Here is a 13,281-nt window from a genome sequence, read left to right as displayed (position 1 = left end):
GCGGGGCCTAACCGGGCACCGCAGCGGAGCCTGCCAGCAAGCCGCCATCGATCGAGAATTCGGAGCCGGTGATATAGGTAACCTCGTCAGAGGCCAGCATGACGCAGATTGCGGCGACCTCATCGACTGTGCCGAAGCGTTTGAGAGGTGTGTCGGCGACGAGGGCCTTCATGCGTGCTTCACGATCAGGCCCGTCGCCGAGCATGGCTTCCCACATCGGCGTGAGAATGGCCGCCGGGTGAATGGAATTGCAGCGTATTGCCCAGCCTTTCTGGGCGGCATAGAGCGCAACGCTTTTCGTGTGATTGCGAATGGCAGCCTTTGATGATGCATAGGCAGCCGCACCCGGTATGCCGACAAGTCCTGAGCGCGAGGAGATATTGATGATCGACCCGGTGCCGCGCGGCCCCATACCGCGCAACGCGTAACGACAGCCAAGAAACGTGCCGTCCAGATTGGTTCGATGCACCGCGTGCCAGTCTGTCAGGGTCGCATGTTCAGGATCATGGGCGACAACGCCGTTCTCAAATCCGGTAATTCCGGCATTATTGACGACAATATCAGGCGATGGACAGAATGAGGCCAAGGCCTCCCAGTCCTTTTCGGAGCGCACGTCCAGTGAGAGAAAACGGCAGGAAAGCGCCTCGGCCTCGCGCTGGCCATTCTCTGCATCGATATCGGTCAGAATGACGTTGCAGCCCTCATCGCGAAAATGGCGTGCAATTGCGAGCCCTATCCCGCGTGCTGCGCCCGTAATGACAGCAGTCTTGTCTGAAAGACGCATGAGCGAGTGATCCTGATGATGAGACAAGTAAGTCCAGGAATTTATCCTGTTTCACTTCCGTGTTTCCTCTCAATTATTCGGGATGGCAGAAGGCTCATGCCCGATATTAATATGAAAGCTGTTAGTCGAATGGTTGAAATGCCTCTTTTCGAGCCGGTTCATTTCCAGGAGTGTCATTCAAGGGTTATTCACGCCTCTGCGGGCGCGTGCCTTGATGCGGTCGAGGCGTTTACGGTCGAGCAGGATCCACTCATCCGGTTTTGTTTGGGGGTGCGTGATCTGCCGGGGCGGATGATCCTGGGGCAGGCTGCGCATCGCTTCAGCATGAAAAGCTTTGTTTTTCTCGGGCGCATTGGGGATGTTTCTCTCGCGTATGGGCTGGCTGGCTCATTCTGGCGCTGGGATTATGGTCTCGACCAGCAAGCGGCCCAGGGGGCCAGCTTCTGGGCAGGAGACGGCCCGTCGTGTCGTCTGCTCCTCACCTTCGAAACCGACTTTATTAGCGATGATCAGATCCGGCTTCTGACCCGAACGCGTATCTCCTGTCCCGATTCTGCCATGCGCAGCCGAATGGCGGCCTATTGGATGGCCATACGACCCGTGAGTGGTCTGATCCGGAGGCGCCTGCTTGCAAGAGTGGCGCATTATGCCACGAAACAAGGCGCTTATTGATCGATATTTTAATACTATAGAAATAGTTTCATTAAAATGACGTTATTTGACGGTCATAGGTGTGTTCTAGACATCATCCGATAGATTTTTTATGAAAAATGATTGTCCAGTTCTCACCTATCAGTGAGATCGGCCCTTTCGATAAAAACCACTTTTTTCGAAAAATAAATAATTGAATCGCCGTATCCCCTTGTGTTTCAGGGGTTGTCACATTGCGATACGATGCAATATCACGGTTCCGTGTTCACGGGCGGTGGCGAGCCGTTCCATGTGGAAAAGTAATCCAAAATAGAAATTAAAAATCATAAGTATTGAGGTGGGCTTGTCCATTTTCTTCCAAAGACGTAATGTTACAGTTACGAATGGCTCGACCCGTTATGTTCCCGCAGGGCGTGTAACATCGGGTGACGTTGTCTATGGATTGAATGGCGGCACGGACTGCCCATCGGTGGATCTGGCGTCGGGAGGAACCATCTCCGGGGCCACGGCTCTGTCAGGTGGCGTCGTGGCTGCAGCGGCCAATGGGACCACTTTTGGCGGGACTGCACTTGAAAGTGGTTCTTTTGCCGCCCTGAATCAGGGTGTGGTCGTAAGCGCGACGATCACCGCCCGTGCCGGTCTGGCAGTGGGCAATCTCTCTGGCTATCAGGGTACGCCGGCCTTGGCGATCGCTCCGCATGTCATGAGCGACGGTCATGCCCTGGCCGGCGGCGGCTTCACGGTCAAGGGGCAGAGCTTTTCTGGCTCCGGGGTGATTTCAGGTGGCACTTTCGATGTCGGCTCCACTGAAAATCTGGCCAGTGGTGGAACCGATGACAGCAGCTTTTTCGGCGGTACCCAGATTGTTTCCGCAGGTGCGCTGGCGCTCAGAGGCATTTTCAGCGCCGGGGTGCAGCTGATCAATGGCGGGTCTGCCTCCAGCTCGGTCGTGTCGGCGGGTGGCACCGTTGTCGTGGGGCAGGGTGGACGTGCTTCAACGATGACAGTCGGCAGTGGTGGGACGGCGGTCGTGAATGCTGGCGGCGTCTCGATCAACCAGAATGTTCTCGCCCGAGGGGTATCAATCGTTTCCGCTGGCGGTACGCTTAGCGGGGCGACAATTGCTTCGGGGGGCTCCGGCATTGTCCAGTCCGGTGGCGTCGTCAGCGGTGCAACGATACTTTCCGGTGGCACGCAGGATGTGCGGGCCGGTGCGACTGTCCAGAGCGCCGTTGTCGCGGCTGGGGGTTCCATGATTCTCGCTTCGGGCGCGACGGTCGCCAATCTTCAGGTAGCTGCGGCACCATCCGCTTCTGAAAAGGGCGGCAAGCTGGTGGTCACGCCCGGTGCCGTGATGAGTAATGTCAGTGTCGGCTGGCGCGGCGCCATCGATATCGAGGGCCTCGCCTACAAACCGGGCGGCTCGGTCTCGTTCGAGAACGGCATACTCAAGGTTACCTACGCAGACGGATCGACCTGGTCGACTCCGCTGAGCGGTTCCTACAGGAAAAACGATTTCCACCTCGAATCCGATGGCGATGGCAGCACGATCGTCATGTACGACAAGTGCTTTCTCGTGGGCACGATGATCCGCACGCCGTTTGGCGAGTGTCCGGTCGAGATGCTCGCCGTGGGCGATCTTGTCTCGACAGCCACTGATTTGCCCGGGGCCACCAGTCGGATCACATGGATCGGCTCGGCGGAAATCATCGTCGAACCCTCAAGGAGCGACGATCACGCGGGCTATCCTGTGTGTTTCAGGGCAGGGGCTATCGGCCCTCATTCTCCTGACCGCGATCTTTTCATCACGCCCGAGCACTGCGTATTCATGAATGGCGGGCTTGTGCCTGCGCGTATGCTCGTCAACGGGGCAAGCATCGATTACGACCGCAGCCGCACGCGTTTTACGATCTATCATTTCAGAACAGAGGCGCATGCGGTGGTGTGGTCCAACAACATGGCCACCGAGACCCTTCTGGATGATGGAGAACTGCATGGGCTGGAGCCCGATGCGGCCTCGCGTCATGTGCAGCCTGCCTCTCTGCCTCAGGGTCGCGTTGCGCCGTTGCGGGTTGAGCGAGCATTCGTCGAGCCTCTGCATCGTGCCCTGATGGCGCGGGGCAAGGCGCATCTTGAGGCATTGCAGGCGGAGACCCCCGGCGCAGAGGGTGAGGGTATTGCCTCCTCCATACTTCAGGACCCTGACCTGCATATTGTCTCGAATGAGGGGCATGTCGTTCGCCCGTCGCGCAGCACGGAAGATATGGTCATTTTCCACGTGCCTGCCGAATGGGAAGAGGTGCGTATCCGGTCACGGGCAGCGCGGCCCTTCGATGCGGAAGGGCCTTTCATTGACGATCGGCGGTCTCTCGGGGTGCTGATTGGTGATATCCATCTCTGGGACAGTCAGGGGGCCACGCAGCTTGACACCCATCTCAGCGATGCGTCGCTGGAGGGGTGGAATAATATCGAAGCTGTTCCGATGCGGTGGACCACAGGAGATGCGCGCCTGCCGCTCGGAAGACGTCGGGTCGGGTCGCCGGGGGTTCTCGGTATAAAAATCCGTGCAACTGCCGCTTATGAGCGTATCGCCTGCTGAACACGTTGCCTTGATATGACATGAGAGACGCGAGCGCGATGCCTCAGGGGAAGAGCTGCTCCTGTCGGCTCATATCCCTGCCTGAGCGCAGGGCCGCGCCACGGCGCACATGTCTGGCCTGGGTCAGTCTGAAAAGTTCATCCGGCGGCGCAAGAGCGAGCTGTCGTTGCAGGATATGCGCGGTTACATAGGCATCTGGCCCCGCTCTGTGGGCGGGCGCGGCAAGGCTGCGATCAAGGTCGAGTTTCAGCCAGTAGCGCAAAATCTGGTTTGTGTGACGCGGCGCCTCCGGCCAGAGCTTCTGTCCGATGCGCAGTGTGCACAGCCATCGCAGGCCGCCCGTAATGGCGTCGGTCAGGAAATGCCTTTCGAACGCAATATGATGGGCGGCCAGCATGTCGGGGCAGGGGCTGTGCTGAACCAGCGCGCCAAGGGCATCGGGCGTTGCATGGGGCAGATCGGCGGCAAAATCTTCCTCCATCAGGTGATGAACCGCCTGGGTCTCTGGTGTGAGCGGTGCGGAGGGTCGAAAGAGCTGGGTGCGCGGGGGCTCCATCTGCCAGGCGCCGTTGATCAGAACCAGATCGACCGAGCCGAACTCGATGACTTCAGAAGAGGCGGGATGATTTCCCGAGGTTTCGAGATCAATAACACGCAGGCGCATCGAGTCGACGGGTTCCGGTTGCAGGGCACAAGATGAGTCTTGATTTGCCCGTTTCTTTGGTAAAAAGCGCAGTTACAAGAAACAGTTCGTATCGATGGTTTTTCCGTCTGAACTTTTCACGGCATGTGACGTTTTGTTAATGTGGAACGCAAAAGCCGTCATGCGCCTCATTGTTTCATAACGATGCCAGATTGACGCCATGTTCCCTTGATGTCCTGAAATAAAGGAGAAGGCCATGAGCAAGAATTCGACTTCGCACCGAAATGATGTTCCCGCCCTCGACGCTGACGTCAAGGCGGCTCCTCAGAGCTCAAGAGACGTCAAGACAGACGACCATGGCGCTTTTCGTGTCCATGTTCAGCTGCTTGGTCAGGAATGGTCACAGACACATTGATCGCTGCGTCTGGAGCTGCGCGTGATCGGATGCTGCGCGTCCGGCTCAGAGCGCTGCCCTGACGTCTGAAATCGTCGGGTCGGCACGGTGCCACCAGTAATCTGTCGCTTCGCCTTCCATGAGCGGCAGAAAAGGATCAGGGGCGCCCGTCAGCCTGACCGTGTTGGTTGGCGTCTCCTCCAGCGTGAGACTGGTGCAGCAGAGCACATCGCCGTCCGCACGCAGGAAAGCCTTAAGCTTGGCGTAGAGCAGGGCAGCCATCAATTCGGTAGTCGGGTCGCCGGGTGTCACGACAATCCGGTCGACGCGTGCGGGTTCGTTCGCAAGAAACCACCCAAGCAGCGGGTCTGACGACGAGATCTGGAAAGCGTGGTCGAGGCGGGTATCGATGAAATCGTGCCAGCGCGCTTTTGCCTCGGCAAAAGGCACGACCATGTTGCGCGCGCCATCCAGGCGCGATGGAGTGCGTGCCTGCAGCGTGACAGTGACGAACTCGTTATGTCCGTGCGGAATGGCACAACGCTCGGAACTGCCTGCAATCAGGCGATGCCCCATGCTGAAGCGCCGGGTAAAGCTGAGTTCAAGCGCCGACATAGCTTGACCATCCCTTGGCGCGCAGTTCGCAGGCGGGGCAGGTGCCGCAGCCAAAGCCCCAGTCGTGCTGATGCGCGCGGTCGCCCAGATAGCAGCTATGGCTGTCGCGGTTGATCGCCGACACCATGTCCTTGCCACCCAGCGTTTCGGCAAGGCGCCAGGTCTCCGCCTTGTCCAGCCACATGAGTGGCGTGTGCAGCACGAAGCGCGTCTCCATGCCAAGATTGAGCGCCACCTGCAGCGCCTTGATGGTGTCGTCACGACAGTCGGGATAGCCGGAATAGTCGGTCTCGCACACACCGGTGACGATATGACGGGCGTTGCGTCTGACGGCCAGTGTTGCGGCAAAACTCAGAAAAAGCAGGTTGCGGCCCGGGACAAAAGTCGAGGGCAGGCCGTTCTCGTTCATCTCGATGGCCGCCTCACGCGTCAGTGCGGTCTCGGAAATCTGGCCAAGAACAGAGAGGTCGAGCGTATGATCCTCGCCCAGCCGGTCCCGCCACTCCGGCCTGGCGTCGATCATGGAAATACGCAGCCTATCGCGGCACTCCAGTTCAACGGCATGGCGCTGGCCATAGGCAAAACCCAGGGTCTCGACATGTGCAAAACGATCAAGCGCCCATGCCAGACAGGTGGCGGAATCCTGCCCGCCCGAGAAGAGAACGATCGCCGTGTCATTGGAGAGCATCAGGGAATCCCGATCAGCTTGTGGGTTTGCAGCGACAGGCGCCAGCGCGGGTTTTTCAGGCAGTAGGCAACGGCTTTCTGCGTGTTTTCGATGCGATCGGGTCCATCCATGGGCTGCAGCCAGAAATGGGTGAAATCCCAGGTCTCAAACAGTTCGGGGGGGAGAGCCTCCTGCGGGAAGACCAGCTTCAGTTCCTGTCCCGAGCGCTGCACAAGGGTGCTGGCTGGCTTGGGGCTGATGCAGACCCAGTCAATTCCTTCCGGCGCCCTGATCGTGCCATTGCTTTCGATGGCGATCTCGAACCCCGCTTCATGCACCGCTGCGACGAGAGCGTCATCAATCTGCAGCAGGGGCTCTCCCCCCGTGAAGACGACATAACGGCGTTCTGGCTCGGCCGATGCCTGATCCCAGCAGGTGACCAGAGCCTGAGCCAGGTCTTCTGCTGTGGCAAAACGACCGCCACCCTCGCCATCGGTGCCGATGAAATCGGTATCGCAGAACTGGCAGGCGGCTTTATGGCGGTCTTCTTCACGGCCAGACCAGAGATTGCATCCGGCAAAACGACAGAACACGGAGGCGCGCCCTGTATGGGCACCTTCTCCCTGAAGTGTCGCGAAGAGTTCCTTTACGGCGTATGGCATGCCTCGCATGTCGGCGAGCCGGGCGCGCGATGCAAGTGAAAAATGGGTCTTTTTCGCAGCAGACCTTATTTGGCGGCAGTTTCTGGGGCTGCGGAGGAAGGCTGCGGCTGATCTTCGTCAGGCGGTATCTCGGATATATGCTGCACGTACATCGTGTGCTGCGTCGTGATCCAGACGCGGTGATGACGCAGGAAATCGGCGCCGAACAGAGCGTCATCGAGCGTATCATTATCCATGATGATCACTTCAGGATTATGGATCGTGAAATCCCCAAGCGTCATCGTTTTGAAATGGTGATGATAGGCGGTGACCCTGTCGCTGCCCACGGCCTCGAAATCGATCGAGGCTCGGTCTTTTTTCAGCATCTCATCAGTGACACCCAGTTCATGTGCCAGGCGAAGTGGCAGAACGGTGCGTGAGGCGCCCGTATCGAAAATGGCACGTATCGGCTTACCCCCATCGAGTGTGAACTGCAGATGGAGTTGCATCTGATCGAGATCGCGCTCGATCGGGACGGTATGCATCATCCCCTTCCACAATGGCGCCGGATAGGGGCAGCGCTTCATGTCGAGCAGTTGCATCTGATGATGCGGCATATCGATGACGAGGTCGGTTGCCAGCAGGATCTCGGCGCCCAGAAGCCCCACCAACGGCGGCAGAGGGGGTTTGGTGGCACCGAAGGATTGTGTGGTCATGGCAAAGGCGTGGTTTGTGTTCGTGGCGCCACCAAGCCCGATATCGTCCACCTGCACGATACGCTGGAGTTCCGTGCCTTTGACCCCGGTCGTTCTCACCATGCCGGTGGAATAGGTCAGATCGAGCATGTCTGCGTATTTTTCACTCAGCACGCTGTTGAAGGCCCCTGAATCGACAGTGAACAGGACGGGATGCCTGTTGATCGTAGCCCGCACCACTGGCGTATTCTGGTACGAATCAAGCGGCAGGCGCCCAATCGTACCAATGACGCAGGAGCCGTCTTTTGCAGGCGTATCGCAGCCGGCCAGCAAACACATGGCAAGCAGGAAAAGCGGGCATGAAATCGATCGCGCAATCGGTCCTGATCTGACGCTTTTCATGGTGTTTCCACGATTCTTTCTTTGGACTTCAGTGGTATTATTTGTAATTGCAACGACACTGTAACAGCCTTGGCTTTCTCGCAAGTAGGTCGTTTCCTGATTCCTGGTCGCACCATGCCGCGTATCGGGTTTGCGCGTTCACCTTGTCTCAACCGGATGATGCCGATACCTGCTCGTTAACGGCCTCAAAGACAGGAAGGCGAGGAGTGAGTTGCATGCGTGCCAGGTTCAGACAGATTGCTCTTATCGGCGGGTTTATGGCGGCCATGCTTTTCCCCGGTGAGTTGGCACGGGCCAGGGGCTTTGACGTAACGGTACTCGGCGCACATGGCGGGCTCGAGGATGGTAATCTGAGTGCTTATCTCGTGCGCGAGCAGGGGGCAGATGTCGGCGTTCTTCTGGATGCCGGTACGGTCATGAATGGCATCGAAAAAGCAAATGCGGCCCATGATTTTGATCATCTTGCCCTTCCGGATGACCCGAAAACCTCGCGTACCGGCTTGCTGATCCATCATGTCATTCAGGGCTATCTGCTCAGCCACGCGCATCTGGATCATGTGGCGGGGCTGCTGGCTGTGTCTCCCGATGATCGGGGCAAGCCCATCTATGCCCTGCCTTCGGTCCTGTCGGTAATGCAGGATGACCTTTTCAATCATCGCGTCTGGCCCAATCTGGCCGATCGCGGGGCAGAGCCTGCCCTGGGGCTGTATCATTATCATGATCTGCTTCCCGAGCGGACCGTACCGCTCTCAGGCACGGAACTGAGCGTCACCGCCTATCCATTGAGCCATGGTGCTGTTGAATCGACGGCATTCCTTCTGCGCTCCGGGTCTGATGCGCTGCTCTATCTCGGCGACACCGGGCCGGATGCTCTGGAGAAAGGAGACAGGCTTGCCGCACTCTGGAAAGCCGTTGCCCCTTTGATCCGTGCTCACCAGCTTCGTGGCCTGATCATCGAGTGTTCCTATGACAACAGCAGGCCCGACTCACAACTATACGGCCATCTGACCCCCGCCTGGCTGCTGCGCGAGCTTGCTGCATTGAAGGCTGAGGCTGGTGTGTCGATGAAGGGCTTCCCGGTGCTTGTTGCCCATATCAAGCCTCTCCTCACCAGTGGGGTGTCGGCAGAGGATCTTATCGCAGCCCAGCTTCAGGCAGGTAATGTCGAGGGGTTTCGTTTTCTGATCGCCCGACAGGGGCTTGCCGTCTCGTTTTGAAGGAATGACGCCGCCATGCCTGTGTGTGGCGGTTTCTCTAGTCGTCGGAAGAATTGAACAGGTCCGACTTGTTGATCCGGTGAATCAGAAGCCCGGCCATAAGCGGGCCGATCGCGTAGCCGGCGAAAACAAAACAGATCATGAAATAATCGGCATTGGTCATTTCTGCTGAAAGGCCTCGATCGCTGCTGCGCGATCATAGACCAGACGCGCCAAGCGATCCATCTTGCGCATGGCGGGCGATGGTTTTCGCTTCGTCGAGAGGTGGCTGAGAGCGCGGACCCTTGGAGCGACGCGTCTGAAAGGCTAGAGCTTCTGCTCTGGTCAAGCAAAGAGCGAGAAGCATGAACACGACGCAGCCAAGGGCAGGCGACAGGGAAACGATACTCGATCTGTTTCCCCTGTCAGGATGGGGGCGATTCAAGGCGGCATTCGTCGATCTGCGTGAGGGCCTTCGTCTCCTGCCTCTGGCCATGACCCTGGGGTGGCTCGATATCAAGATGCGCTATCGCGGGTCAGTTCTCGGGCCATTCTGGTTGACAATCACGACGGCTGTCATGGTGATCGCGCTGGGGTTTCTCTACGCCGAGTTGTTCGGCATCGTGCTGAAAACCTATCTGCCTTTTCTGGCGCTTTCTCTCGTTCTCTGGGGATATATCTCGACTCTCATTACAGAGAGCACGACCGTCTTTTCACAGGAAACGCGCCTGATCCAGTCTGCCCGCAGACCGTTCAGCGTCTTCGCGATTCAGGCCATTATCCGTAACCTGCTGGTTCTGGCACATAATGCCGTCGTCGTTCTGGTCGTCTTTCTCATTTTCGATATCGTGCCCCTGAAAATCTGGCTGATTCTGCCTGCGCTCGGGCTCTGGATTATCGATAGTCTTGCCATCACGCTGTGCCTCGGGCTTTTCGGCGCGCGTTTTCGCGATATCCCGCCAATCGTGGGCTCGCTGCTTCAGGTATTCTTCTTTGTCACGCCGGTGATCTGGAAGCCTGAACTTGTTGGCACCCTTGGAGGCTGGTTGTTGATCGATCCGTTCTATCCCCTCCTGGCCATCATTCGGGCACCGCTTCTGGGGGAGACTCTTCCGCTCGTCATCTGGGAGGCGGCTCTTGCCCATAGCGCCGTTCTGATTGTCCTTGCGGCTGTCTTCTTCGCCCGTTTCCGCGCGCGCATCGCTTATTGGGTTTGACCATGACCAGAGTTCTCGTTGACCGTCTGTGCCTGCACTTTCCGGTCTATCATTCTGAAAACAGCACCCTGAAGCGCTCCATGGCCAGTGCCGTCAGCAATCGCAGCGGGCAGCGGGCCGGTAGCGCCCTGGTGGAAGATGCGCGTCATCGCGTGACGATCGACGTGCTGAAGGATATCAGCTTCACGCTGGACAAGGGTGAGCGTCTGGGTCTCATCGGGGGGAATGGTGCCGGCAAGACGACGCTTCTGCGCGCTCTGGCCGGTATTTATGAGCCGGTTTCAGGGCGCGTGCGTGTGCGTGGGTCTATCGGCACATTGCTCGACACGCAGCTTGGAATGAATATGGAACTGACAGGTCTGGAGAATATCCGCCTGCGCTGCCTGTTCCATGGGTTCGGTCAGGCCCAGGCCGGGTCGATCGCGCAGAATGTTGCCGAGTTTGCAGAGCTGGGTGATTTTCTGGCTCTGCCGGTCAAGACCTATAGTAGCGGCATGCTGGTGCGCCTTGCCTTCGGTCTGGCGACGGCCATTACGCCTGATGTGCTGCTGATGGATGAATGGCTCATGGCCGGCGACATCACCTTTCTGGAAAAGGCGAAAAAGCGCATCGAGAGCCTCGTGCAGGATTCCGATACGCTGGTCATGTCGTCTCATCAGCCTGAGATCATCAGACGCTGGTGCACACGCCTGATCTGGCTCGAGAACGGTCAGATTCGCATGGACGGCCCAACAGATGCGGTTCTGGACACTTATCTGGCGGCTTGAGGGCCGCACCGTTCTCCATAAGACGTCTGCTTCCGCTTTCTGCTCCGGCAGAAAGCACGCACACGGAAAACCGGCGCTTGATTAAGCAAGCACACTAAATTTTCTGATCAAATTCTCGGAGAAAATGGCGCGAGTGACGGGGCTCGAACCCGCGACCTCCGGCGTGACAGGCCGGCGCTCTAACCAACTGAGCTACACCCGCATGAAGCTTCTCAGCTTCAGCAACCGCTTCGGAGGAGGCCGTAACGTCCTCGTCTTCGGTGAAGGGGGAACTACCAGTCTCGATTTCTTTTGGCAACAGGGGGTAGCGATTTTTTTTCATTTTTCTTGTTCGCCTCGCCGTTGGATCGGGGAGGGCAGCCAGGCGGGAAGTCAGCACGGAGCGGGTTCTCGATGCCCGTCTGGCTTGGATATAGGCGCGTTCAACGGGCTCTGTGGGGCGGCACGCTGGTGGCGAGAGGGAGAAGGGTGATTCTGGCTCTCTCGAAGGCGGCCTGGCAGGTCGTATGAGCGCTCCTGATCACTGAGAGAGCCGGAATCGAACGCGCCTCTCCGTCGGGTGCGGCAATTTCTCTGCTCACAGGGCAGTGTTCGGTCTTGCAGAAGTGCCGGGTAGGTTATCGAGGGAAGGCCTTCGGTCGGGACCGAAGGCTTCCAGGTTGCACCGAGTCGATCATGGGAGCAGGGGCATAATCCCCGGCAGCCGTGAGGGACGCTGCCTCTTTCAGGGTTCGAGCGCGTTGCTCCGGCATGAAGCCGGAGCATTAACCGGGTTGCAGCGTGCGACCAGATTCGGACCGAAGCTGACCGCGTAATCATGCCACGGCGCCGGTTCGAAACCGGGATAATCGGTGCTGATGAGATGCGCGCCGGAAGAGAAAGCGACATTGCGACGTTCGAGATCGTTCTGCCGCGCTTCGATTGTATTGGCATCGGCGCGGGTACGCACGAGATAGCCCTGTTTCACCAGATTAGGGATGATACGCGCAGCCGCGGCGTTGTCGACAGCCTCGCTGCCATTGCCCTTGGCCCCGATGAAGCCCTCATTGATTTCGGTAAAAGCACAGTCAGGGTCGCCGGGTTTGGCGTTGGTAAAGACGATACGGTTGCGCAGGGCCGGGTGGCCTTGGGTATAGCGCGCTGTGTCATGAGGCCGGTCGAACAGGAAAACGACCTTGCCACGCGTCTGTGACAGGCTGGGCCAGCCATGTTCATGCACGGCGCTGTCGAGCGTCTCTGCCGAGCCGCGCACCTGGTCGGGAGTAACGATTCCACCCTGTCCGAAAACCGAGATCAATTCGGCATCGAGCCTGTCATAGGTGGCAGGGGTAAACACTTCCGGTGGCGTGAAATCGAGCTTGCCGCCTCCAAAGGGAATATCCTGCTTGGTTTCAAGGTCGATGAAGACAGGCACATGGTTCGGATGCGCGTCCGACCAGGCCTTGATTTCGGACAGACAGACGCGGAGCGGCTGGCAGTTCGATCGCTGGTCGATATCGACGATATGCATGACCTTGAAATCTGTGCCCTGCATTGCCTGCGGCGGAGTCGGGTCGCGATCGGGCGTCAGCCCCGCCTTGCGCTCCCATTCAGGGCCCTTTGGATGGGCATAGCGGCCACCCTTGCTGTCAGCATAGATGTCGATTTCAAGCTGGCGCACACCGTGATCGAGCTGCGACGTGATTGTGTCATGATGATAATCGAGCGCAATCGCTGCCTGAGGCGAGAGCTTCGTCAGCCATTTCAGCGTGGTGGGCGAGATGTCGCGCCGGTAGCTGTTATGGGTGCCGATCACCTGTATCTGGTTGAGATGGACCGTCTCATCCATCGGCCCGGCATGAGCAACGCCCATCACGGCCGTAAGGAGAGTCAGGGGCAAGGCAGAGCGTAGGCGCATCGACAGATCCTGAAAGCGGGCCCTGAAATCGGGCCAGGGAGCCGCGATAAGGACATGGCTTTGAAAGGGCCGGAAGGCGCCAAAGGGCGCGTCATGAAATCTTCATCGGGCCT

The 13,281-nt window shown here is 58.4% G+C and carries 14 protein-coding genes and 1 tRNA gene; 6 read left to right on the top strand and 9 right to left on the bottom strand.

Going from position 1 to position 13,281, the window contains the following annotated elements:
- Positions 1 to 7 precede the first annotated feature (7 nt).
- Entirely contained in the window at positions 8 to 784 is a 777-nt protein-coding gene (locus AAID99_RS10325) for an SDR family NAD(P)-dependent oxidoreductase (RefSeq protein WP_498493792.1), read from the bottom strand.
- A 6-nt stretch (positions 785 to 790) separates the two neighbouring features.
- Here AAID99_RS10325 and AAID99_RS10320 point away from each other — a divergent pair, with 6 nt between their 5' ends.
- Both AAID99_RS10320 and AAID99_RS10315 read left to right on the top strand, forming a co-directional pair.
- On the top strand, positions 791 to 1,456 hold the full coding sequence (locus tag AAID99_RS10320; protein ID WP_188425604.1) for a hypothetical protein: 666 nt from the start codon (positions 791 to 793) through the stop codon (positions 1,454 to 1,456).
- A 322-nt stretch (positions 1,457 to 1,778) separates the two neighbouring features.
- Positions 1,779 to 4,034 (top strand): Hint domain-containing protein, encoded by a 2,256-nt coding sequence (locus AAID99_RS10315; RefSeq protein WP_498493791.1) that lies wholly within the window; start codon positions 1,779 to 1,781, stop codon positions 4,032 to 4,034.
- 43 nt (positions 4,035 to 4,077) lie between these two features.
- On the opposite strand, the gene AAID99_RS10310 is transcribed toward AAID99_RS10315, so the two are convergent.
- Positions 4,078 to 4,698 (bottom strand): 3'-5' exonuclease, encoded by a 621-nt coding sequence (locus AAID99_RS10310; RefSeq protein ID WP_188425606.1) that lies wholly within the window; start codon positions 4,696 to 4,698, stop codon positions 4,078 to 4,080.
- Between the two features lie 235 nt (positions 4,699 to 4,933).
- Here AAID99_RS10310 and AAID99_RS10305 point away from each other — a divergent pair, with 235 nt between their 5' ends.
- The gene (locus AAID99_RS10305) at positions 4,934 to 5,092 is read left to right on the top strand and encodes a hypothetical protein (protein WP_188425607.1); all 159 of its coding nucleotides are present in this window, start codon (positions 4,934 to 4,936) and stop codon (positions 5,090 to 5,092) included.
- 45 nt (positions 5,093 to 5,137) lie between these two features.
- Here AAID99_RS10305 and AAID99_RS10300 read toward each other — a convergent pair whose 3' ends face one another.
- The 4 genes from AAID99_RS10300 to AAID99_RS10285 form a co-directional block, all read right to left on the bottom strand.
- Positions 5,138 to 5,686 carry a 6-pyruvoyl trahydropterin synthase family protein gene (locus tag AAID99_RS10300; RefSeq protein WP_498493789.1) on the bottom strand — a complete coding sequence of 183 codons (549 nt, stop codon included), beginning with the start codon at positions 5,684 to 5,686 and terminating at the stop codon, positions 5,138 to 5,140.
- A complete protein-coding gene (queC, locus tag AAID99_RS10295; protein ID WP_188425609.1) occupies positions 5,673 to 6,374 on the bottom strand; it encodes a 7-cyano-7-deazaguanine synthase QueC in 702 nt (233 codons plus the stop codon). Before queC ends, AAID99_RS10300 begins: the two co-directional genes overlap by 14 nt.
- Positions 6,374 to 7,015, bottom strand: a complete 642-nt coding sequence (gene queE / locus AAID99_RS10290; protein WP_188425847.1) for a 7-carboxy-7-deazaguanine synthase — start codon at positions 7,013 to 7,015, stop codon at positions 6,374 to 6,376. Before queE ends, queC begins: the two co-directional genes overlap by 1 nt.
- A gap of 65 nt (positions 7,016 to 7,080) precedes the next feature.
- Complete coding sequence (locus AAID99_RS10285; RefSeq protein ID WP_188425610.1) at positions 7,081 to 8,091, bottom strand: aspartyl protease family protein; 1,011 nt, start codon at positions 8,089 to 8,091, stop codon at positions 7,081 to 7,083.
- Between the two features lie 215 nt (positions 8,092 to 8,306).
- Here AAID99_RS10285 and AAID99_RS10280 point away from each other — a divergent pair, with 215 nt between their 5' ends.
- A complete protein-coding gene (locus AAID99_RS10280; RefSeq protein ID WP_498493787.1) occupies positions 8,307 to 9,308 on the top strand; it encodes an MBL fold metallo-hydrolase in 1,002 nt (333 codons plus the stop codon).
- Between the two features lie 37 nt (positions 9,309 to 9,345).
- Here AAID99_RS10280 and AAID99_RS10275 read toward each other — a convergent pair whose 3' ends face one another.
- Positions 9,346 to 9,471 carry a hypothetical protein gene (locus tag AAID99_RS10275; protein ID WP_264784172.1) on the bottom strand — a complete coding sequence of 42 codons (126 nt, stop codon included), beginning with the start codon at positions 9,469 to 9,471 and terminating at the stop codon, positions 9,346 to 9,348.
- A 181-nt stretch (positions 9,472 to 9,652) separates the two neighbouring features.
- Between AAID99_RS10275 and AAID99_RS10270 the strand changes: the two genes are divergently transcribed.
- Together AAID99_RS10270 and AAID99_RS10265 are read left to right on the top strand one after the other, a co-directional pair.
- Entirely contained in the window at positions 9,653 to 10,504 is an 852-nt protein-coding gene (locus tag AAID99_RS10270; RefSeq protein WP_188425611.1) for an ABC transporter permease, read from the top strand.
- Between the two features lie 2 nt (positions 10,505 to 10,506).
- Positions 10,507 to 11,271, top strand: coding sequence for an ABC transporter ATP-binding protein (locus AAID99_RS10265; protein WP_188425612.1), 765 nt, complete (start codon positions 10,507 to 10,509; stop codon positions 11,269 to 11,271).
- A 125-nt stretch (positions 11,272 to 11,396) separates the two neighbouring features.
- Here AAID99_RS10265 and AAID99_RS10260 read toward each other — a convergent pair.
- Both AAID99_RS10260 and AAID99_RS10255 read right to left on the bottom strand, forming a co-directional pair.
- Positions 11,397 to 11,473, bottom strand: a tRNA-Asp gene (locus AAID99_RS10260).
- A 522-nt stretch (positions 11,474 to 11,995) separates the two neighbouring features.
- Positions 11,996 to 13,168, bottom strand: a complete 1,173-nt coding sequence (locus AAID99_RS10255; RefSeq protein ID WP_498493784.1) for a phosphatidylinositol-specific phospholipase C1-like protein — start codon at positions 13,166 to 13,168, stop codon at positions 11,996 to 11,998.
- Positions 13,169 to 13,281: the final 113 nt, after the last annotated feature.

It is taken from the genome of Asaia sp. Ae19-3, assembly GCF_059801175.1.
The sequence above is the reverse complement of the archived record's forward strand: the minus strand, read 5'-3'. Positions and strand labels throughout refer to the sequence as shown.

Bases quoted from the DNA above. Each gene is read 5' to 3' on its own strand.
- AAID99_RS10325 (WP_498493792.1), bottom strand. From the start codon at position 784: ATGCGTCTTTCAGACAAGACTGCTGTCATTACGGGCGCAGCACGCGGG.
- AAID99_RS10310 (WP_188425606.1), bottom strand. From the start codon at position 4,698: ATGCGCCTGCGTGTTATTGATCTCGAAACCTCGGGAAATCATCCCGCC.
- AAID99_RS10305 (WP_188425607.1), top strand. From the start codon at position 4,934: ATGAGCAAGAATTCGACTTCGCACCGAAATGATGTTCCCGCCCTCGAC.
- AAID99_RS10300 (WP_498493789.1), bottom strand. From the start codon at position 5,686: ATGTCGGCGCTTGAACTCAGCTTTACCCGGCGCTTCAGCATGGGGCAT.
- queC (WP_188425609.1), bottom strand. From the start codon at position 6,374: ATGCTCTCCAATGACACGGCGATCGTTCTCTTCTCGGGCGGGCAGGAT.
- queE (WP_188425847.1), bottom strand. From the start codon at position 7,015: ATGCCATACGCCGTAAAGGAACTCTTCGCGACACTTCAGGGAGAAGGT.
- AAID99_RS10285 (WP_188425610.1), bottom strand. From the start codon at position 8,091: ATGAAAAGCGTCAGATCAGGACCGATTGCGCGATCGATTTCATGCCCG.
- AAID99_RS10280 (WP_498493787.1), top strand. From the start codon at position 8,307: ATGCGTGCCAGGTTCAGACAGATTGCTCTTATCGGCGGGTTTATGGCG.
- AAID99_RS10275 (WP_264784172.1), bottom strand. From the start codon at position 9,471: ATGACCAATGCCGATTATTTCATGATCTGTTTTGTTTTCGCCGGCTAC.
- AAID99_RS10270 (WP_188425611.1), top strand. From the start codon at position 9,653: ATGAACACGACGCAGCCAAGGGCAGGCGACAGGGAAACGATACTCGAT.
- AAID99_RS10265 (WP_188425612.1), top strand. From the start codon at position 10,507: ATGACCAGAGTTCTCGTTGACCGTCTGTGCCTGCACTTTCCGGTCTAT.
- AAID99_RS10255 (WP_498493784.1), bottom strand. From the start codon at position 13,168: ATGCGCCTACGCTCTGCCTTGCCCCTGACTCTCCTTACGGCCGTGATG.